Genomic DNA, 18873 nt, shown 5'->3' on the forward strand with positions numbered 1-18873 from the left:
GCTTTTTTAATAAATTGTAGTTGTATGGCCAACTGTTGCAACGATTGCATCATCTCTAATTGGAATAAAGCTTATGGATGTCTGTGGTGTACTAGAAGAAGCGTATTGGCTCATTATACGGCTATCTATACGGGTAATAGTATCGGTCAAGAAAGCTGAAATAAAAGCGTAAGGGACTCGTCGTTCATTTAATGAATAAATAATTTCTTCTTTTGTTTTTACACCTACGCCATGTCCGTAAAAAAAGAAATTTCCTAAATAGATTGTGTTTTCTCCTTGCCACTCAATCGTAGCTGGATTCACTTGTGGATTTTTAAAGTAAACGAGGTCACCTGGAACAAGATCGCCACCGTTTTTTGTTATGAGTCTTAGATCTTGATCGTAGTCCCATGTATAAAGTAAAAGGTTTGCAAATAGACGATTGAAAGTTTCTTCCTCATACAATGATAATAAAGCTTTATAAAAAATAATGATCATAGCGGTTGCGCATTCAGTTCCATATAGTTTTCCGTTTTTGAAAATATCTTGTATGGCAATAGAAGGTGGTATGTTTGGAAGAAGCTCGAATCCTCCAAGGGATGTTCTTTTCCAATACTGGGGGTTGCAAAAGGATTGTTGAAATGTGCGAAACTGAAATCCACTTTGAAAAAGTTCTAGTGCAGAGATAATAATATTAACTCGTAAATTGAGATCAAAGCTGAGTTCATCAGCTGTTCGGAAGGAATAAACTTCTTGATTTCCTGCCATTATTGATAAAATTTGTTGTTTCTCTGCTGCAAATGGCTCATATTCATTTGTAATATAAGGATGTACAATAGAACGGCCTATTACAATCATAATAGTATCCCCACCTATACGTTACATTCTTTAGTATCGTATGAAGAAAAGGAAAAAAGGTGAAAAAAAAGCCTATCAACTGATAGGCTTGTACTCTTTAATAACACGTAATGTTTGTAATGTCATATCTTCAGGACCTTGTACAGGTAAACCTGCTTCTAAGTTTTTACGAATATACTCTAAGTTTTCTTGTGTAATAATTTCCCCCGGAGTAAAGATTGGAATCCCTGGCGGATAAACCATAACAAAATCAGCTATAATACGACCCGCTGCATTTTCAAATGGAATGACTTCTGTTTCCGAATAAAAAGCATCTCGAGGAGAAAGTGCTAGCACTGGAATTTCTGGAATCTCTACTTGTACTTGAACACCTTTATCTGCCCTATTTCTAAATGTTGCTGCTAAATCTTGTAATGCTGCAATAAGTGTATTTGTATCACTTTCTGTGTCTCCTAAAGTGATAAGACATAGTATGTTGTATAGATCTGAGAGTTCTACTTCAATGTTATATTGCTCTCTAAGCCATACTTCAGCTTGGTGGCCGGTAATACCTAAATCTTTTACAGATACAATTATCTTTGTAGGATCATAGTTAAAGGTAGCATCTGTACCTAACATTTCTTTTCCAGGACAGTAAAGATGCTCAATAGAATTTATAGCATCACGAACATGTTCAGCTAATTGTATTGTTTGTTCTATGAGTGCTGTTCCTTCTGTAGCAAGACGTTTTCTCGCAACATCAAGTGATGCTAACAAGATGTAAGAAGTTGATGTAGTTGTAAGCATGCTAATAATAGATTGGACATGTTTTACATTCACCAAGCCTTCTTTCACATTAAGAATAGAACTTTGAGTTAAAGAGCCTCCTAATTTGTGAACACTTGTTGCTGCCATGTCTGCACCAGCTTGCATCGCTGACATCGGCAATTCATTGTGAAAATGAATATGAACACCATGAGCCTCGTCGACTAGTACAGGGATGTCATAAGAATGTGCTAATTGTACAATCTGTTCTAAGTCTGCAGCAAATCCAAAGTACGTTGGATTAATAACAAGTAAGCCCTTTGCATCTGAGTGCTCTTCAAGTGCTTTTTTGACAGATTGAATTGTGATTCCATGAGAAATACCGAGTTTCGGATCGATTTCAGGATGCATGAAAATCGGTTTTGCACCTGAGAAAATAATAGCTGACATTACTGATTTATGCACGTTTCGTGGTACTAGGATTTTGTCACCAGGACCGCAAACGCTCATCACCATTGTCATAATAGCGCCACTTGTACCTTGAATAGAAAAGAAAGTATGATCTGCACCGAATGCAGCGGCTGCTAAATCCTGTGCTTCTTTAATCATACCTTTTGGATGATGTAAATCATCGAGTGGCGCAATATTAATTAAATCAATTGCTAATGCATTATGCCCAATAAATTCGCGAAATGTAGGATCCATGCCTTGTCCTTTTTTATGACCAGGAATATGGAATTGAATTGGATTTCGCTTACTGTGCTCAACTAAAGCGGTAAACAATGGTGTTTCGTATTGGGACAATCTATACACCCCTTCTTCTTCATAATATTTAATTTGTTTTATATAATCCTGCTCTAAAAAAGGTAAGTCCTTTTTTTAGAATGAGGCTTGTTTTTCTGCCATTCAAAAAATCGGTTTTGAGATGGTAGCTTCACTTTATTTTCTATAAAACAAAAGCATTATATCACCAATAATTATAGATGTATAGAAAAAAATATTTTTAAGGTGAGTATGTTTAATAGTTAGTCTCAACTAATGAATGGAGGAAGACAATTCCATTAAAATGAATAAATAGTGTATAATGCAGAGTGGCTATAATGAAGAATAAAACATTCTCTTTAAGATAGCATAATGAAACAAGAAGAAATGATAAATGAGGTGCGAAATGGAATATCAATATCCGTTAGATTATGATTGGTCAAATGAGGAAATGGTTATAATTGTGAAGTTTTATGAAGCAATTGAGAAAGCTTATGAAAAAGGAATTATAAGAGAAGAATTAATGGGTTTATATCGTCGTTTTAAAGAGATTGTTCCATCGAAAGCAGAAGAAAAGAAAATTGATAAAGAGTTTCAAGAAGTAAGTGGATACTCTATATATCGTGCTATTCAAAGAGCAAAGGAAGTCGAAGAACAAAAGCTCGTAAAAATGTAAAAAATATTTTGAAAAATAAAAACTGAAGTGATATAATGTGATAACAACTAAAAACGGACAATATAAATTGTCCGTTTTCTACTATCGATTACAAAGTGCATATAAAGGAAGGAGTGATTGCATCGTAGATTCAATCTTAGCAAGGAATTGTTCGTTGGTCATTGCTGAAAACTCCTCTGGTGATATATGAATACCAACTAATAATTCTGCTTTTTTTACAGTAGCTAGTCGTTCAATCATCTTTTGTAAGTCTTCGGTTTCAAGTGTTTTATGTAATTTCACACTTGGTTTAGTATGGTCAATGGACCAAACGAAGTCATTTGGAATATTTGTTTTTAAATCATTTAAATGTTCTAAGAAGGCATGAGCCGTCTCAACTTTTTGTGGACACTCATAGATTAAACCAAAGTATATGAAGGCATGAGTACCCCATAAGCCGATTTGGAAATGCGGTAGCATTTTATATCCTCGTTTATTTGTTGAAAAAGCAACCCAAGTATCGTTTGGTGGATTGACTTTGCGACGTGCGTGTTTTGCAACATGATAAAAAAAGTTCTCATCAGTGTGTTGGGATAAGTATTCTGCAAATTGTTCCCCTAAAGCTTCTAGCTTAGGATGAATGTTCGTTTTAATTGCACTCATTCGTTCTTCGAGACCATCAACTGTAAAGACATCAAAATCAGTTGACTTGAATGTTTGTATTGTCATGATTGTTCCTCCAACTCCTATTTTGCTTTTATTTTAGCATAGCTTGTACTATTCATAAAAAAAACAGCACAAAAAAATTTAAATAAAAAAATATAATTTTGTTGCATAGATGATTTATCCAACATAGTATAGTATAAAACAAAAAATCAGAAAATTGAATTAATTCTAGTCCGAGGGCAGACGAATATTGGGAGGAGGCAAATAATATGAGACAGGTGATTAATGCGTTAAAGAGAACAGATGCCGAAAAGAGAATACCGGTGCTACGTTTGGAGCTAGATTATGAATTAGCAACTTTATATGATGCGATGATGGAAGATGATAAACAGAAAAAAGAAGAGTGTGTACAAAAGTTAGAAGTGTTAAGACTTGAAATGATTCGTTTAGAAGCGTAATAATAGTATATGTATAAAAAATTAGTTGGTGCGAACCTTATAAAGGGTTCGTTTTTTCTGTGAACAGTAAAGATCGGAGTGTTTAAACATGCAAGAAGTATGGAAAGACATCGATGCACACGCCAAACGGTGGATTCGGGATGCAGGAGAGCATTTAATGGCATCCATGAAAAAAGCACTTATTATAGAAACAAAATCCAATGCAGCTGACTTAGTTACAAATATGGACCGAGAGATAGAACAGTTTTTAATTGGGAAAATTAAAGAAACATTCCCGAATCATAATATTTTAGGAGAAGAAGGTTATGGAGACGAGATAACGTCTTCTGACGGGGTTGTTTGGTTAATTGATCCAATTGACGGCACGATGAACTTTGTTCATCAAAAAAGAAATTTTGCAATTTCAATTGGGATTTATGAGAACGGTATCGGAAAGATTGGACTTATTTATGATCCAGTACATGATGAACTATATCATGCAGTCAAGGGATCTGGAGCTTTTTGTAATGATATATCAATTCCTCCATTGGAAAAAGGAACTGTAGAGCAAGGTATTGTAGCTTTAAATGCGATATGGCTTACAGATAATCCATTGCTTAATATGGAAAGTATGATGGCACTTGTTAAGAAAGCAAGGGGCACGAGATCGTATGGCTGTGCAGCGTTAGAGATGGTGTACGTTGCAACAGGAAGAATAGATGCATATGTAACGCCGAGATTATCACCATGGGATTTTGGCGGAGGACAGATAATTGTAGAAGAAGTTGGAGGGAAGGTAACGACATTTTCTGGAGCGAAACTTTCTATCATAGAGAAGAGCAGTGTGCTAGTTGCAAAACCAGGAGTGTATGAAGAAGTGTTATCTTTTATATCAGAGCCACAAAAAAAGTAAGAGGCTATGTATAAGCTTCTTACTTTTTAGCGTTATTGTGATTTGCGCATTTTTCTTTTTGTTACAAAACCGTATCCAACTGCAACAAATGTACCGATAATGCAAATAATAATACCGATTGGACTATTTTCAGCAATCATAATGCCGATACCGATTAAGAAAATAACACCGATAATTGCGGTTAATAAAAAGCGATATTGAATGTGTTCCATTTCTTCACCCTCCAATCTCATTTTACTTTCACAAAAGTGAGAATACAACTATATTTTCATTCTTGCTTTTATTTTAATTGCTATTGTATCCCCTTCGCTCTTATAATAGAGAAGGATTAAAAAGACATTAGGAGTTGGACATGTTGAAAAAACGACAAGATTTACGTAATATAGCAATTATTGCCCACGTTGACCATGGTAAAACAACACTTGTTGACCAGTTATTACGTCAAGCGGGGACATTCCGTGCGAATGAACATATTGAAGAACGCGCAATGGATTCAAATGATCTAGAAAGAGAACGCGGTATTACAATTTTAGCGAAGAATACAGCGATTCACTATGAAGATAAAAGAATTAACATTTTAGATACACCAGGTCACGCTGACTTCGGTGGAGAAGTAGAACGTATCATGAAAATGGTTGATGGTGTTCTACTTGTTGTTGATGCATATGAAGGTTGTATGCCACAAACACGATTTGTTTTAAAGAAAGCTCTTGAGCAAAACTTAACTCCAATCGTTGTAGTAAACAAAATTGACCGTGACTTCGCTCGCCCTGATGAAGTAGTTGATGAAGTAGTTGACTTATTCATCGAACTTGGTGCAAACGAAGATCAATTAGAGTTCCCAGTTGTATTTGCATCAGCAATGAACGGAACAGCAAGCTTGGATTCAAATCCGGCAAATCAAGAAGAGAATATGAAATCATTATTCGATACAATTATCGAACATATTCCAGCACCAGTTGATAACAGCGAAGAGCCACTTCAATTCCAAGTAGCACTTCTTGATTACAACGACTACGTTGGACGTATTGGAGTTGGACGCGTATTCCGCGGTACAATGAAGGTTGGACAACAAGTTGCTTTAATGAAAGTTGACGGAAGTGTAAAACAATTCCGCGTAACGAAATTATTCGGTTACATTGGATTAAAACGTCAAGAAATTGAAGAAGCAAAAGCTGGAGATTTAGTAGCTGTTTCAGGTATGGAAGACATCAACGTAGGTGAAACGGTATGTCCGGTTGAGCATGAAGAGGCTTTACCATTATTACGTATTGATGAGCCAACGCTACAAATGACATTCCTTGTAAATAACAGCCCATTTGCAGGTCGTGAAGGTAAATTTATTACATCTCGTAAAATTGAAGAGCGTCTTCGTTCACAATTAGAAACAGATGTAAGTTTACGTGTAGATAATACAGATTCTCCTGATGCATGGATCGTATCTGGACGCGGGGAATTGCATTTATCTATCTTAATTGAAAACATGCGTCGTGAAGGTTATGAACTACAAGTATCTAAGCCTGAAGTAATTATTAAAGATATCGATGGCGTAAGATGTGAACCTGTAGAGCGCGTACAAATCGATGTTCCTGAAGAATACACTGGTTCTATTATGGAATCAATGGGTGCACGTAAAGGTGAAATGTTAGATATGGTGAATAACGGAAACGGTCAAGTTCGCCTTACTTTCATGGTTCCGGCACGTGGTTTAATTGGTTACACAACAGAATTCCTAACATTAACTCGTGGTTACGGTATTTTAAACCATACATTCGATTGCTACCAACCAGTACATGCTGGACAAGTGGGTGGACGTCGCCAAGGTGTTCTAGTTTCACTTGAAACAGGAAAAGCATCACAATACGGCATTATGCAAGTTGAAGACCGTGGTGTAATCTTCGTTGAACCAGGTACAGAAGTATATGCTGGTATGATCGTAGGAGAACATACTCGTGAGAACGACTTAACAGTTAACGTTGTGAAAATGAAACAACAAACTAACATTCGTTCTGCAACGAAAGATCAAACTTCAACAATGAAAAAACCACGCTTAATGACTCTAGAAGAGTCATTAGAGTACTTAAACGATGACGAGTTCTGTGAAGTAACTCCAGAATCAATTCGTTTACGTAAAAAGATTCTTGATAAGAGCGAACGTGAAAGAGCTGCTAAGAAAAAGAAATCTGTAGAAGCATAAAAAATAAAACAGCTACCTTTAAGGTAGCTGTTTTATTTTTTATGTTTATTTTTTAGAATATTTACTCTTTTTAGTGGACAGTATTTTTTTCGCAGGTTACTCTTGTATTAAGTACATAAAGAAATTTTGTTTTTTATGAGAAGGGGGGATAAATAGTGTTAGAAAGAATGTCTTTTTTTGCGAAATTATGTAAAGTTGATGAAAATCCAGAGTTAGGAATGTGGTTACTTTATGGGACGATTATTATATTAAGTGCTCTCGTCTATAATTTAGGATTTGCTAGAAAGTTGTCTGTACTAAAAAATATAGTAATATACATATCATTAGCAATTGGATGTACAGTATTAACCTTTTTTGCTGTATTTTTACCTGTTGGAGAAGGGCTTGTTGTAGCGGCAATTGTACTTGGAATTTATAGATTGCGTTTGCGTCAAGCGAAACAACAAAAAGCAGGGTGAGGGGGCGAAGTTTTATGCGTTCAGTACAAGATGCACTATATAATTGGTTAACAATTAAAACAGTTGCGGAAGCACGTCCGGATGATAGTGCTGCAAAAGAAACGTATTTGTTATTTCAAAATATGATATATGAAGAACATAAATTAAAAGATGTGGAAGTTAAAAAGAACGAGGAAATGTATTTAATTACATATGAAATGAATGGGGAAAGGAAATCTGCAAGGTTTCCGCTAGAAGCCATTGATTGTTTCTTGGATCAGATGAACCGCGAGCCAGAAAAATATAAATAAGTCCTTATCTATATGAGTAAGGACTTATTTACATTTTACCAATCGTCTTCGACTTTTTTATCACGATATAATCGAAAATTACCACTTGCATGACGTTCCATTGTACGCTCTGCAATTCGTTCCGAACATTCCATGCACATATATGTATGAATAGGGCGATTACGCAGTTTTTTTGCCGTAGGATTTTCATCATCTAACATATCTTTTTTATCACAAATCATACATTTGACTCTCATTTCGTCACCTCAATACGAATTCTATCAGTATAAGTATATCATGGAAGTATAATGTTTTTGAATAATAGTGGGAAAAAATAATATTTTCGCAATTCGAAAAATAAGTTATGATAAGGATATACCAAGTATGTTTGGAGGTGAAAATATGGCGAATGTAGTAGAGCCTACTTTAACAGAGGGTTTAGTACAAACGTTGCGTAAAGAGTGTATTGTGATGATAGCAACGACAGATTTCGAAAAACAAGTTCCTAACGTAAGTGCTATTTCTTGGGTGTATGCAGTGAGCAAAACTAGTATTCGATTTGCAGTAGATCAACGTTCACGTATTGTGGAAAATATAAGGCATAATACAGGTGTAGTATTGACTATAATGGCGAATGAATCCGTATTTTCTATAAGTGGTGCAGGTGAAATTTTGACAGATAGAATGGAAGGTATTTCTTTGAAATTAACTGTAATAGAAGTTAATGTGCAAGAAGTACGTGATGTTATGTTTTATGGAGCGAAACTTGCAATTGAACCAACATATGAAAAAACATACGATCTTCGGGCGGCCAAAAAGCTGGATAACGAAGTACTAGTAGGAATAAGAGAATTATAAATGTGCTAAATAAGAAATTCGTTTATTCACTTTTGTAATCGGTTATTGTGATTTAACGTTAATAATTATAATAAAAAGTAATATATTGAATAGAAATGAATAAAGAATAAATAAAAGGTTTAATGACTATGATTTTCGATTCTACCTCGTTTACACGGTACATATAATTATAACAATGGTTCGTCCATATTTTATGGATGAAACCCTTGTTCTACAAATTTAAAAGTGGAGTCAGGGGGTAACAGGTTGGATAAAATTTATGTGTTAGATACGAATGTACTTTTGCAGGATCCTTTATCTATTTTTTCATTTGAAACCAATGAAGTAGTGATTCCAGCAGTTGTATTAGAAGAGGTTGATTCGAAAAAACGTTATATGGATGAAGTAGGACGAAATGCTCGTTATGTATCTAAGTTAATAGATAAATTTCGTGAAATAGGAAAGCTGCATGAAAGTATCCCGCTAGAAAATGGCGGAACATTTCGTATTGAATTAAACCATCGTTCATTTGTGCAACTACAAGATATTTTTGTAGAAAAAACAAATGATAATCGAATTTTAGCTGTAGCAAAAAATCTATCTTTAGAAGAACAGGAAAAAGAGGACGGGAAGTCTGTTATTTTAGTAAGTAAAGATGTACTCGTAAGGGTAAAAGCTGATGCAATTGGTTTGAAGGCTGAAGATTATTTAAGTGATCGCGTAATTGAAGTAGAAAATATATATTCTGGCTTTTTAGAAGGATATATATCAAAAGAACAATTGGATTATTTTTATGAGAAAGGTGAATTGCCTCTATCTGAAATTGCGAATCACCCTTTTTACCCAAATCAATTTGTAGTAATGAAAGATGCATTAGGGGGCTCTAGTTCTGCGCTTGGCATTGTGGATCACTTAGGTAAGAAGGTAAAGAAACTTATTTTTCACAATGAACAAGTGTGGGGGATACGACCACGAAACGTGCAGCAAATTATGGGATTAGAATTGTTGCTTCGTGAAGATATTCCGCTTGTAACATTAACGGGGAAAGCCGGCACAGGAAAAACGTTACTTGCGTTAGCTTCGGGACTTATGCAAACAGAAGACTTAGGGTTATATAAAAAATTACTCGTTGCAAGACCAATTGTCCCAGTCGGAAAAGATATCGGTTATTTACCAGGAGAAAAAGAAGAAAAGTTAAGACCATGGATGCAACCAATTTTTGATAACCTAGAGTATTTATTTAATACGAAAAAGCCAGGAGAGTTAGATGCTATTTTAGCTGGAATGGGTTCGATTGAAGTAGAAGCCCTTACTTATATACGCGGGAGAAGTATTCCAGATCAGTTCATTATCATTGACGAAGCACAAAATTTAACAAAGCATGAAGTGAAAACGATACTAACTAGGGTAGGGGAAAAGAGTAAGATTGTATTGATGGGAGATCCTCAGCAAATTGATCACCCATATTTAGATGAATATAATAATGGCTTAACGTATGTTGTAGAGAAGTTTAAAGAACAGCGCATTAGTGGTCATGTGAAGTTTGTTAAAGGGGAGCGATCTAATTTAGCTCAACTAGCAGCAGATTTATTGTAAAAAGGAGTGAGCTTAAGCTCACTCCTTTTTTTTAAATAATTGTAAATTTACGGATGTTCCGGATTGGATTTTGTCGATTAGATCCATCATTGAAATAGAGATGAACAGGTCCGTCTTCTTTTAATGGCTTTCCTTCTTTTGAAAAACCTAGTATAGCATTTTTGACAGTTTCTAATGGAAGTGTCATTGTATGATCTACAGTTTCAATTTCAACTTGCGTAGCGTCCTCTAAAATTTCAGCGTTAGCAAGGAATGGATGAAATGGTATACCAAATGTTCCAGTAATTAGCTGTTCTTTTTTATATTTCTTTACACTTTGTTGTATCGGCGGGAAGGCAGCACCATCACGAATTTCACGATCCCAATGTTCTGAAGTGTTTTTTAAATAAGTTTCTAGTTCAGACGTGTTTTCTCTAGTTTCATCAAAGTAAGTTGTCAAATCTACTTTTCGATCATCAAAGATCCAAACAGTTGGATCAATAGTGATTGGAAAACGTACTTTTCCGTTAATAAATAAAATTTCGCTCATTGTTGTTCCCCCATTTGTGTTATACTCCCACTTTTCAGTATAATAGCATTAGACACTGTTGTCACAAAAAATGTTTCTATTGCAATTTATTAAAACTATCGCTAATATTAATAGATAGGATAGAGGAGAGTAGGACGGAAACGGAGGGAATCAATTTGGCGTCTGAGACAGTAGCAAATCATCAGGAAAAGGCACTAGCCCTTCTACAAGCGGATGCAGAGAAGATTTTAAGACTTATTAAGGTGCAAATGGACCATCTTACAATGCCGCAATGTCCATTATATGAAGAAGTGTTAGACACACAAATGTTTGGACTATCCCGCGAGGTCGATTTTGCAGTTCGCCTTGGTCTTATTGCAGAAGAACAAGGGAAAGCAATGTTAGGTGAGCTCGAACGTGAGTTATCTGCACTTCATGAAGCGTTTACAAACAAACAACAATAACGGGTTCAAATAAGGGGGCTCAAACTAAATTAGTTTGGGCTTTTTATTTGTATAATAAAGCAGGAAGAATCAATGTACATATGGAATACAACAATAATTAAATTGAAACAGAAAGAGGAAATGAAATGAAAAAAGTATGGAAATCAATGGATTATTCATTGTTACTTCCTCTTGTTATCTTATGTGTGCTGGGAGTAATAATGGTATATAGTTCTAGTTCCATTGTTGCGATTTCGAGATTTGATAAACCAGCAAATTTCTTTTTTAAAAGACAATTAATTACTTTAGTTGTTGGGACAATAGTATTAATAATTATTGCTACTATCCCATATAAAGTTTGGAGAAAACGAATTTTTTTGTTGGGGAGTTACGGTGCTAGTGTTGCCTTATTAGCTGCAGCTGCCTTTTTCACTAAGAAAGTAAACGGTGCAAATGGCTGGATATTTGGAATACAGCCTGCAGAATTTGTTAAGATAACAGTTATTCTTGTCTTAGCTCATTTCTTTGCCAAAAGACAAGAAACGAATACACCTGTTTCCAAAGGGTCAGGTCCAGTACTTATTGGTGTTGGTATAATCATGTTTTTAATATTAAAGCAAAATGATTTAGGTACTGATTTGTTAATTGCAGGAACAGTAGGAATTATGTTTCTTTGTTCGGGAGTACAGGTTAACTTATGGATTAAACGAATTGCTTTAACTTCTATAGTATGGATTCCGGCACTATATCTTCTTGGTAATTATGCATTAAATCCATATCAAAAGGCGCGTTTTTCTGTTTTCCTTGATCCGTTTAATGATCCTCAAAAGGATGGGTTTCAATTAGTGAATTCATTTATTGGAATCGCTTCTGGAGGGCTTAATGGTAGAGGATTAGGGAATAGTGTACAAAAATATGGTTATTTACCAGAACCGCAAACGGATTTTATAATGGCAATTATATCTGAAGAACTTGGTTTTATAGGTGTAGCTATCATTTTAATCTGTTTATTACTTATTATTATTCGGTCATTTAGAGTTGCACAAAAATGTACAGATCCATTTGGAAGTTTAATAGCTATCGGAATTGCAAGCTTGTTTGGAGTTCAAACGTTTATTAATGTTGGTGGTATGTCTGGAGTAATACCACTTACAGGAGTACCATTACCGTTTGTCAGCTATGGTGGTAGTTCTTTATTAGCTAATCTACTTGCGATGGGAATACTACTTAATATTGCTAGTCATGTAAAACGAGAAGAGAAACAGCAGAATGAGGTAATAAAAGAAAGAGAACAAAATGGACCACATCTTGTAGTTGTAAAATAAAAAACACATCGTGCTTTAGAGCATGATGTGTTTTTTATTTTCAAGTAGTTTTAAATATGATGTATTAATTTCTCTTTCAGTTAAAAGATATATCACATTTGTTTAAATGTGATATACAATTAAGTTGTTAGAAAAGGAAGAGGTATGCTATACTATTTTTGTGAAACAAATTGCACAGAAAACTTATCATTTGTTAAAAAATAAGGTATGATGGATAAAAATAAAGTGAAGCTTTCTAAGTATAATATAATGTGGAAAGTGAAGAACTTCACGCTTTTTAAGGTGTGTATATATTTTATCTCTAGAGTGGTAGGAAAGTAGAGGGGGAAAATCATGACAAAGCTGCAACGTATTCAAAAAGTATTGGTAGCTAACCGTGGAGAGATTGCAATTCGTGTGTTTCGAGCTTGTTCGGAACTTGGATTAAAAACAGTTGCAATCTATTCGAAAGAGGATAGTGGTTCTTATCATCGCTATAAAGCCGATGAGTCCTATTTAGTTGGGGAAGGAAAAAAACCAATTGATGCTTATCTAGATATTGAAGGCATTATTGAGATTGCAAAAAGTAATCATGTAGATGCAATCCACCCTGGATATGGTTTCTTGTCAGAAAATATTCAATTCGCGAAACGTTGCGAAGAAGAAGGAATTATCTTTATCGGTCCGAAAAGTAAGCATTTAGATATGTTTGGAGATAAAGTGAAAGCAAGAACACAAGCGCAGCTAGCACAAATTCCAGTTATACCTGGTAGTGATGGTCCAGTAGATTCATTAGAAGAAGTCGAAAAATTTGCTGAAAAGTATGATTACCCGATTATTATTAAAGCGTCCCTTGGTGGTGGCGGTCGTGGTATGCGTATTGTGCGTACTAGTGAGGAATTAGGAGAATCATATAATCGAGCAAAATCAGAAGCGAAAGCAGCCTTTGGTAATGATGAAGTTTACGTCGAAAAATTCGTTGAAAAACCTAAACATATAGAAGTACAAATTTTAGCAGATGAAGAAGGCAATGTTGTTCATTTATACGAGCGTGACTGTTCTGTACAACGTCGTCATCAAAAAGTTGTAGAAATAGCACCGAGTGTATCACTTTCAGATGATCTGCGTCAGCGTATTTGTGATGCTGCTGTGAAGTTAACGAAAAATGTAAACTATTTAAATGCAGGGACAGTTGAATTCCTTGTAAAAGATGATGAGTTTTACTTTATTGAAGTAAATCCACGTGTTCAAGTAGAACATACGATTACAGAGATGATCACAGGAGTCGATATCGTTCAATCACAAATTTTAATAGCTGATGGACATGCATTACATAGTAAAATAGTAGGTGTTCCGAAGCAAGAGGAAGTGGTTGTACACGGATTTGCAATCCAATCTCGTGTAACAACTGAAGACCCACTAAATAATTTTATGCCGGATACAGGAAAAATTATGGCGTATCGATCAGGCGGTGGTTTTGGTGTGCGTCTTGATACAGGAAATAGCTTCCAAGGTGCAGTTATTACACCATACTACGATTCTTTACTTGTAAAAGTTACAACTTGGGCACTTACTTTTGAGCAAGCTGCTGCAAAAATGGAACGTAACTTAAAAGAATTCCGTATTCGTGGTATTAAAACAAATATTCCATTCCTAGAGAATGTAGTAAAACATAAAAACTTCTTATCAGGAGAATATGATACTTCGTTTATTGATGTGTCACCTGAACTATTCTTGTTCCCGAAACGTAAAGACCGCGGAACGAAAATGTTAAATTATATTGGTTCAGTAACAGTAAATGGCTTCCCAGGAGTAGGGAAAAAAGAAAAGCCAATATTCCCAGATGCTCGTATTCCATGTTTAAAACATTCAGAGCCAATCCAAAATGGAACGAAACAAATTTTGGACGAGCGTGGAGCAGATGGATTAGTAAAATGGGTACAGGATCAAAACCGTGTACTTTTAACGGATACAACATTCCGTGATGCACATCAGTCATTACTTGCAACTCGTATTCGTACAAAAGATTTACATCAAATTGCAGAGCCAACAGCAAGAATGTTACCAAACCTATTCTCAGCTGAAATGTGGGGCGGTGCAACGTTTGATGTCGCGTATCGTTTCTTAAAAGAAGATCCATGGGAACGATTACTAGATCTTCGTGAAAAAATGCCGAACGTTTTATTCCAAATGTTACTACGTTCGTCAAACGCAGTTGGCTACAAAAACTATCCAGATAATTTAATTCAAAAATTTGTGGAGTGTTCTGCTCAAGCAGGCATTGATGTGTTCCGTATTTTTGATAGTTTAAACTGGGTAGAAGGTATGAGAGTTGCAATTGATGCTGTACGAGATACTGGTAAAATTGCAGAAGCAACAATGTGCTACACAGGAGATATTCATGATCCATTACGTAGTAAATATGATTTGAATTATTATAAAAACTTAGCAAAAGAGTTGGAAGCATCGGGAGCTCACATTTTAGGTATTAAAGATATGGCTGGCTTACTAAAACCAAACGCAGCATATGATTTAGTTTCAGCATTAAAAGAGACGGTATCGATTCCGATTCACCTGCATACGCACGATACGAGTGGAAATGGTATATTAACGTATACGAAGGCAATTGAAGCAGGGGTTGATATTGTCGATGTAGCAGTGAGTTCTATGGCTGGTCAAACGTCACAACCGAGTGCGAACACATTATTCTATGCACTAGGTGGAAATGAAAGACAACCAGATGTTAATATCGATTCTTTAGAAAAGCTATCTCATTATTGGGAAGATGTACGCAAATACTATGCACCGTTTGAAAGTGGTATGAATGCACCTCACACAGAGGTATATATGCATGAAATGCCAGGTGGACAGTATAGTAATCTTCAGCAACAAGCGAAGGCGGTTGGTTTAGGAGATCGCTTTGATGAAGTGAAAGTAATGTACCGTCGTGTGAATGACATGTTTGGAGATATTGTAAAAGTAACACCGTCATCAAAAGTTGTTGGCGATATGGCGTTATTTATGGTTCAAAACCACCTGACAGAACAAGATGTTTTAGAGCGTGGACATGCTTTGGACTTCCCTGGATCTGTTGTTGAAATGTTCTCTGGTGATTTAGGTCAACCGTACGGTGGTTTCCCGAAAGAATTGCAAAAGATTATTTTAAAAGGGAAAGAGCCGTTAACAGTAAGACCAGGTGAACTACTAGAGCCAGTAGATTTCGATGCGTTAAAAGAAGAATTATTCCATAAACTTGGACGCGAAGTAACAATTTTTGATGTAGTTGCATATGCATTATATCCAAAAGTATTTATGGACTATGAAAAAGTTGCTGAGCTTTATGGAAATGTATCTGTACTTGATACACCGACATTCTTCTATGGTATGAGGCTAGGTGAAGAAATTGATGTGGAAATTGAACAAGGTAAGACATTGATGGTTAAACTTGTATCAATTGGAGAACCACAGCCGGATGGAAATCGTGTCCTTTACTTGGAATTTAATGGTCAACCACGTGAAATTGTCGTGAAAGACGAGAGTGTGAAAGCAACAGTTGCACAACGTGTGAAAGGAAACCGTGAAAATCCAAATCACATTAGTGCAACAATGCCAGGAACGGTAATTAAAGTAGTTGTAAAAGAAGGCGATGAAGTGAAAAAAGGCGATTCTATGGCAATTACAGAAGCGATGAAAATGGAAACGACAGTTCAAGCGCCGTTCAATGGTAAAGTGAAAAAAGTATATGTTAACGATGGTGATGCAATTCAAACGGGTGATTTACTTATTGAATTAGATCACTAAAATAAAAAAAGAGCTGTGTAAATACAGCTCTTTTCTTTATTGCAAAAAATCCCTTGCCGAATTGGCAAGGGATTTTAGTTTTAAATTATTTTGTTTGTTTAGAAGTTGATCCGGCTTCTTTTGCATTCACTTTACTTCTTGTTCCTAACATAACTAAATAGCATAGTACGGCAAACAAGCAAGAAATGAATAGAGAATGTAACAATGCCATTGCTAAACTAGCGTTTGTAAATACAACTAAAATTCCTACTACAGCTTGAAGTGTAACGAGGATAAATGAAATGATCCATCCCCAATATACTACAGGTTGCTGTTTGTAATGACGAATAGCGAGAATCATCGCGTAAAGTATCCAAGCGAAAATTAACATTGCTGCAACTCTATGGCCCATTTGAACCCATTCATGTAGTTGAGTTGGCATAGGTCTGTTTTTGCTACATAAAGGAAAGTCTGGACAGGCTAAGCTAGCTCGTTCGTGACGTACTAAAGCACCTGTGTAGACGACGATATAACTGTAAATTGTTACACCATAAATATGAAATTTCATTTTTTTGTCCATAATAAGAGAACGTGCATCAAATTTTTGGTCAATTTCAAAGATAAGACACGTTAATAAAATGACAGAAGCAAATGAAATTAAGGAAATACCGAAATGGATAGCAAGTACAGCTGGCATTTGTCCCCAAACAACTGCTGCTGCTCCCATTAATGCTTGTGCAACTAAAAATACGAAGGATAAAATTGCTAACGTTTTTGTTTCACGCACATGTTTATAATATTTCCAGGACAAAATACAAAGGAGAGTGACAAGAATTCCAGCTGATCCTGATGTTAATCGGTGGCTAAGTTCAATAATAGTTTCCATTGATAAATTAGATGGAACAAATTCACCGTTACAAAGTGGCCATGATTTACCACAACCTTGACCAGAACCTGTTTTTGTAACTAAAGCGCCTCCTAATAAAACTATTAATAAATCAAGGCTTGTAATGACTGCTAACCATTTAATAAAGCGTTGCAATCTCTTTCACCATCTTTCTGCTATGAAGTTATTGCGAAATATTTTCATCCCATTATGTATAGAATAAAACGCGCTAGTTCCTATGATATATAAAAAATAATAAAATAGCAAAGAAATGGAGGGGAAAGGAAAGGGGGATAAAATAGGTGTAAAAACAGGGTTCCTAAGGAAAAATTTAGGTGAAAAATAGGCTATTTTGAAAAGAAATGGGGAGAATACGTGTTAAATAGGATAAAATAGTTTATTATAGAAGGTAACATCATGTTATGATAAGGACAAGTCAGAATGAAGTTTTTTATATTCGACACAAAAAGTTCATGTTTTCTTCACAAAATGTTCGGGAAATATGATTTAATATATTGGAGTATGGGCGTAGATTAGTAGTAGAATGGGTTAACAATGTTTCTACTGTAATAATATTGCTATATAGAAGCGAATTATTTCATTTGAAATAGGCGCAAAAAGAAAGATGAAAGTTTTAAGAGGGGGTTAGAGTGATGAACCATGCAACAAGTGAGCTGCATGATGAGTCCGCTGTTACAAGTGTACCGGAAACAACTCGGATACAAGATTTAAAAGCACTCGTTAAAATGGGGATTGTAAACTCAAATACACTTACTGTATTTACAGGATTTTGGTTGGCATTACACTTTAATGGATTAAGTGTAATGGACAATCTGGATAAGTTATTCTTTACAATCGTTGGTTCTGGATTAGTTATGGCAGGGGTATGTTGTTTAAACAACTACATTGATCGAGACATCGATCCATTAATGGAAAGAACAAAGACCCGTCCAACGGTTACTGGAAAGTATAAACCAGGATTTGCACTTACATTTGGACTAGTCATATTACTTCTTGGTTTTGTATTTTTATTATTAACAACACCAATGGCAGTCTTAATGGGATTTATTGGTGCTTTCACATATGTTGTTCTATATAGTTTATGGACAAAGAGAAAGTATACGCTAAATACTGTTGTAGGTAGTATATCTGGTGCAGTTCCACCTTTAATTGGATGGGCAGCAATCGATCCATCTTTAGGTCATCCAATTGCTTGGATGTTATTTTTAATTATGTTTATTTGGCAAATCCCACATTTCCTTGCATTAGCGATGAAACGTGTTGATGAATATCGAAATGCAGGAATTCCAATGCTTCCTGTAGTTCATGGATTTGAAATTACGAAACGCCAAATTATGATTTGGACAGTATGTTTATTACCACTACCATTTTATATGAGTGGACTAGGGATAACATTTATGGTAATTGCAACACTGCTTAACATCGGATGGATCGCTTTAGGATTTTATGGATTCCGTAAGAAAGATGACATAAAATGGTCCGTGCAAATGTTTGTTTATTCCCTAAATTATTTAACAATCTTATTTGTATCAATGATTGTAGTTACATTCTTCTAAGACA

19 protein-coding genes are annotated in these 18873 nt (G+C 35.4%); 12 read left to right on the forward strand and 7 right to left on the reverse strand.

The features are described 5' to 3' along the window. Positions 1–6: 6 nt before the first annotated feature. Together IBT51_RS05740 and speA are read right to left on the reverse strand one after the other, a co-directional pair. A complete protein-coding gene (locus IBT51_RS05740) occupies positions 7–837 on the reverse strand; it encodes a protein-glutamine gamma-glutamyltransferase (protein ID WP_000635337.1) in 831 nt (276 codons plus the stop codon). A 75-nt stretch (positions 838–912) separates the two neighbouring features. Beyond that, positions 913–2385: an arginine decarboxylase gene (gene speA / locus IBT51_RS05745; RefSeq protein ID WP_200458040.1), complete on the reverse strand. Its 1473-nt coding sequence runs from the start codon at positions 2383–2385 to the stop codon at positions 913–915. A gap of 364 nt (positions 2386–2749) precedes the next feature. On the opposite strand from speA, the gene IBT51_RS05750 reads away from it, so the two are divergent. Then, on the forward strand, positions 2750–3019 hold the full coding sequence (locus IBT51_RS05750) for a UPF0223 family protein (RefSeq protein ID WP_000456546.1): 270 nt from the start codon (positions 2750–2752) through the stop codon (positions 3017–3019). Positions 3020–3100: 81 nt separating this feature from the next. On the opposite strand, the gene IBT51_RS05755 is transcribed toward IBT51_RS05750, so the two are convergent. Beyond that, entirely contained in the window at positions 3101–3727 is a 627-nt protein-coding gene (locus IBT51_RS05755; protein WP_000155318.1) for a YktB family protein, read from the reverse strand. 206 nt (positions 3728–3933) lie between these two features. Here IBT51_RS05755 and IBT51_RS05760 point away from each other — a divergent pair, with 206 nt between their 5' ends. Together IBT51_RS05760 and IBT51_RS05765 are read left to right on the forward strand one after the other, a co-directional pair. Then, positions 3934–4122: a hypothetical protein gene (locus IBT51_RS05760; protein ID WP_001250164.1), complete on the forward strand. Its 189-nt coding sequence runs from the start codon at positions 3934–3936 to the stop codon at positions 4120–4122. Between the two features lie 88 nt (positions 4123–4210). Further along, positions 4211–5014: an inositol monophosphatase family protein gene (locus IBT51_RS05765; RefSeq protein WP_069356138.1), complete on the forward strand. Its 804-nt coding sequence runs from the start codon at positions 4211–4213 to the stop codon at positions 5012–5014. A gap of 32 nt (positions 5015–5046) precedes the next feature. Here IBT51_RS05765 and IBT51_RS05770 read toward each other — a convergent pair whose 3' ends face one another. Next, positions 5047–5226: a DUF5325 family protein gene (locus IBT51_RS05770; RefSeq protein WP_000400123.1), complete on the reverse strand. Its 180-nt coding sequence runs from the start codon at positions 5224–5226 to the stop codon at positions 5047–5049. Positions 5227–5366: 140 nt separating this feature from the next. On the opposite strand from IBT51_RS05770, the gene typA reads away from it, so the two are divergent. The 3 genes from typA (at position 5367) to IBT51_RS05785 (ending at position 7959) form a co-directional block, all read left to right on the forward strand. After that, positions 5367–7211, forward strand: coding sequence for a translational GTPase TypA (typA, locus tag IBT51_RS05775; protein WP_000914752.1), 1845 nt, complete (start codon positions 5367–5369; stop codon positions 7209–7211). A 155-nt stretch (positions 7212–7366) separates the two neighbouring features. After that, complete coding sequence (locus IBT51_RS05780) at positions 7367–7669, forward strand: YlaH-like family protein (RefSeq protein WP_000893662.1); 303 nt, start codon at positions 7367–7369, stop codon at positions 7667–7669. Between the two features lie 14 nt (positions 7670–7683). Beyond that, positions 7684–7959 carry a hypothetical protein gene (locus IBT51_RS05785; RefSeq protein ID WP_001258136.1) on the forward strand — a complete coding sequence of 92 codons (276 nt, stop codon included), beginning with the start codon at positions 7684–7686 and terminating at the stop codon, positions 7957–7959. 35 nt (positions 7960–7994) lie between these two features. Here IBT51_RS05785 and IBT51_RS05790 read toward each other — a convergent pair whose 3' ends face one another. Further along, positions 7995–8195, reverse strand: coding sequence for a YlaI family protein (locus IBT51_RS05790; RefSeq protein ID WP_002093346.1), 201 nt, complete (start codon positions 8193–8195; stop codon positions 7995–7997). A 145-nt stretch (positions 8196–8340) separates the two neighbouring features. Between IBT51_RS05790 and IBT51_RS05795 the strand changes: the two genes are divergently transcribed. Together IBT51_RS05795 and IBT51_RS05800 are read left to right on the forward strand one after the other, a co-directional pair. Next, on the forward strand, positions 8341–8796 hold the full coding sequence (locus tag IBT51_RS05795; protein ID WP_000024600.1) for a pyridoxamine 5'-phosphate oxidase family protein: 456 nt from the start codon (positions 8341–8343) through the stop codon (positions 8794–8796). Between the two features lie 246 nt (positions 8797–9042). Beyond that, positions 9043–10371, forward strand: coding sequence for a PhoH family protein (locus IBT51_RS05800; RefSeq protein WP_000358083.1), 1329 nt, complete (start codon positions 9043–9045; stop codon positions 10369–10371). Between the two features lie 31 nt (positions 10372–10402). On the opposite strand, the gene IBT51_RS05805 is transcribed toward IBT51_RS05800, so the two are convergent. Next, positions 10403–10900: a molybdopterin-binding protein gene (locus IBT51_RS05805; RefSeq protein ID WP_001289810.1), complete on the reverse strand. Its 498-nt coding sequence runs from the start codon at positions 10898–10900 to the stop codon at positions 10403–10405. Between the two features lie 155 nt (positions 10901–11055). On the opposite strand from IBT51_RS05805, the gene IBT51_RS05810 reads away from it, so the two are divergent. From IBT51_RS05810 to pyc, 3 genes are all read left to right on the forward strand, one after another. Further along, positions 11056–11343 (forward strand): Fpa/YlaN family protein, encoded by a 288-nt coding sequence (locus IBT51_RS05810; protein ID WP_000135694.1) that lies wholly within the window; start codon positions 11056–11058, stop codon positions 11341–11343. A 125-nt stretch (positions 11344–11468) separates the two neighbouring features. Beyond that, on the forward strand, positions 11469–12647 hold the full coding sequence (locus IBT51_RS05815; RefSeq protein WP_071729772.1) for an FtsW/RodA/SpoVE family cell cycle protein: 1179 nt from the start codon (positions 11469–11471) through the stop codon (positions 12645–12647). A 333-nt stretch (positions 12648–12980) separates the two neighbouring features. Further along, positions 12981–16427 (forward strand): pyruvate carboxylase, encoded by a 3447-nt coding sequence (pyc, locus tag IBT51_RS05820; protein WP_000164055.1) that lies wholly within the window; start codon positions 12981–12983, stop codon positions 16425–16427. An 85-nt stretch (positions 16428–16512) separates the two neighbouring features. Here the strand turns inward: pyc and ctaA are convergent, their stop codons facing one another. Beyond that, a complete protein-coding gene (ctaA, locus tag IBT51_RS05825) occupies positions 16513–17448 on the reverse strand; it encodes a heme A synthase (RefSeq protein ID WP_001188740.1) in 936 nt (311 codons plus the stop codon). A gap of 497 nt (positions 17449–17945) precedes the next feature. Between ctaA and ctaB the strand changes: the two genes are divergently transcribed. Further along, complete coding sequence (ctaB, locus tag IBT51_RS05830) at positions 17946–18869, forward strand: protoheme IX farnesyltransferase (protein ID WP_001015053.1); 924 nt, start codon at positions 17946–17948, stop codon at positions 18867–18869. The last annotated feature ends 4 nt before the right edge of the window (positions 18870–18873 follow it).

This window comes from Bacillus sp. S71 (assembly GCF_016625265.1).
GTDB lineage: Bacteria > Bacillota > Bacilli > Bacillales > Bacillaceae_G > Bacillus_A > Bacillus_A cereus.

Bases quoted from the DNA above. Each gene is read 5' to 3' on its own strand.
- IBT51_RS05760 (WP_001250164.1), top strand. From the start codon at position 3,934: ATGAGACAGGTGATTAATGCGTTAAAGAGAACAGATGCCGAAAAGAGA.
- IBT51_RS05795 (WP_000024600.1), top strand. From the start codon at position 8,341: ATGGCGAATGTAGTAGAGCCTACTTTAACAGAGGGTTTAGTACAAACG.
- IBT51_RS05770 (WP_000400123.1), bottom strand. From the start codon at position 5,226: ATGGAACACATTCAATATCGCTTTTTATTAACCGCAATTATCGGTGTT.
- IBT51_RS05740 (WP_000635337.1), bottom strand. From the start codon at position 837: ATGATTGTAATAGGCCGTTCTATTGTACATCCTTATATTACAAATGAA.
- IBT51_RS05790 (WP_002093346.1), bottom strand. From the start codon at position 8,195: ATGAGAGTCAAATGTATGATTTGTGATAAAAAAGATATGTTAGATGAT.
- IBT51_RS05815 (WP_071729772.1), top strand. From the start codon at position 11,469: ATGAAAAAAGTATGGAAATCAATGGATTATTCATTGTTACTTCCTCTT.
- IBT51_RS05785 (WP_001258136.1), top strand. From the start codon at position 7,684: ATGCGTTCAGTACAAGATGCACTATATAATTGGTTAACAATTAAAACA.
- IBT51_RS05750 (WP_000456546.1), top strand. From the start codon at position 2,750: ATGGAATATCAATATCCGTTAGATTATGATTGGTCAAATGAGGAAATG.
- IBT51_RS05805 (WP_001289810.1), bottom strand. From the start codon at position 10,900: ATGAGCGAAATTTTATTTATTAACGGAAAAGTACGTTTTCCAATCACT.
- IBT51_RS05765 (WP_069356138.1), top strand. From the start codon at position 4,211: ATGCAAGAAGTATGGAAAGACATCGATGCACACGCCAAACGGTGGATT.
- IBT51_RS05755 (WP_000155318.1), bottom strand. From the start codon at position 3,727: ATGACAATACAAACATTCAAGTCAACTGATTTTGATGTCTTTACAGTT.
- pyc (WP_000164055.1), top strand. From the start codon at position 12,981: ATGACAAAGCTGCAACGTATTCAAAAAGTATTGGTAGCTAACCGTGGA.
- typA (WP_000914752.1), top strand. From the start codon at position 5,367: ATGTTGAAAAAACGACAAGATTTACGTAATATAGCAATTATTGCCCAC.
- ctaB (WP_001015053.1), top strand. From the start codon at position 17,946: ATGAACCATGCAACAAGTGAGCTGCATGATGAGTCCGCTGTTACAAGT.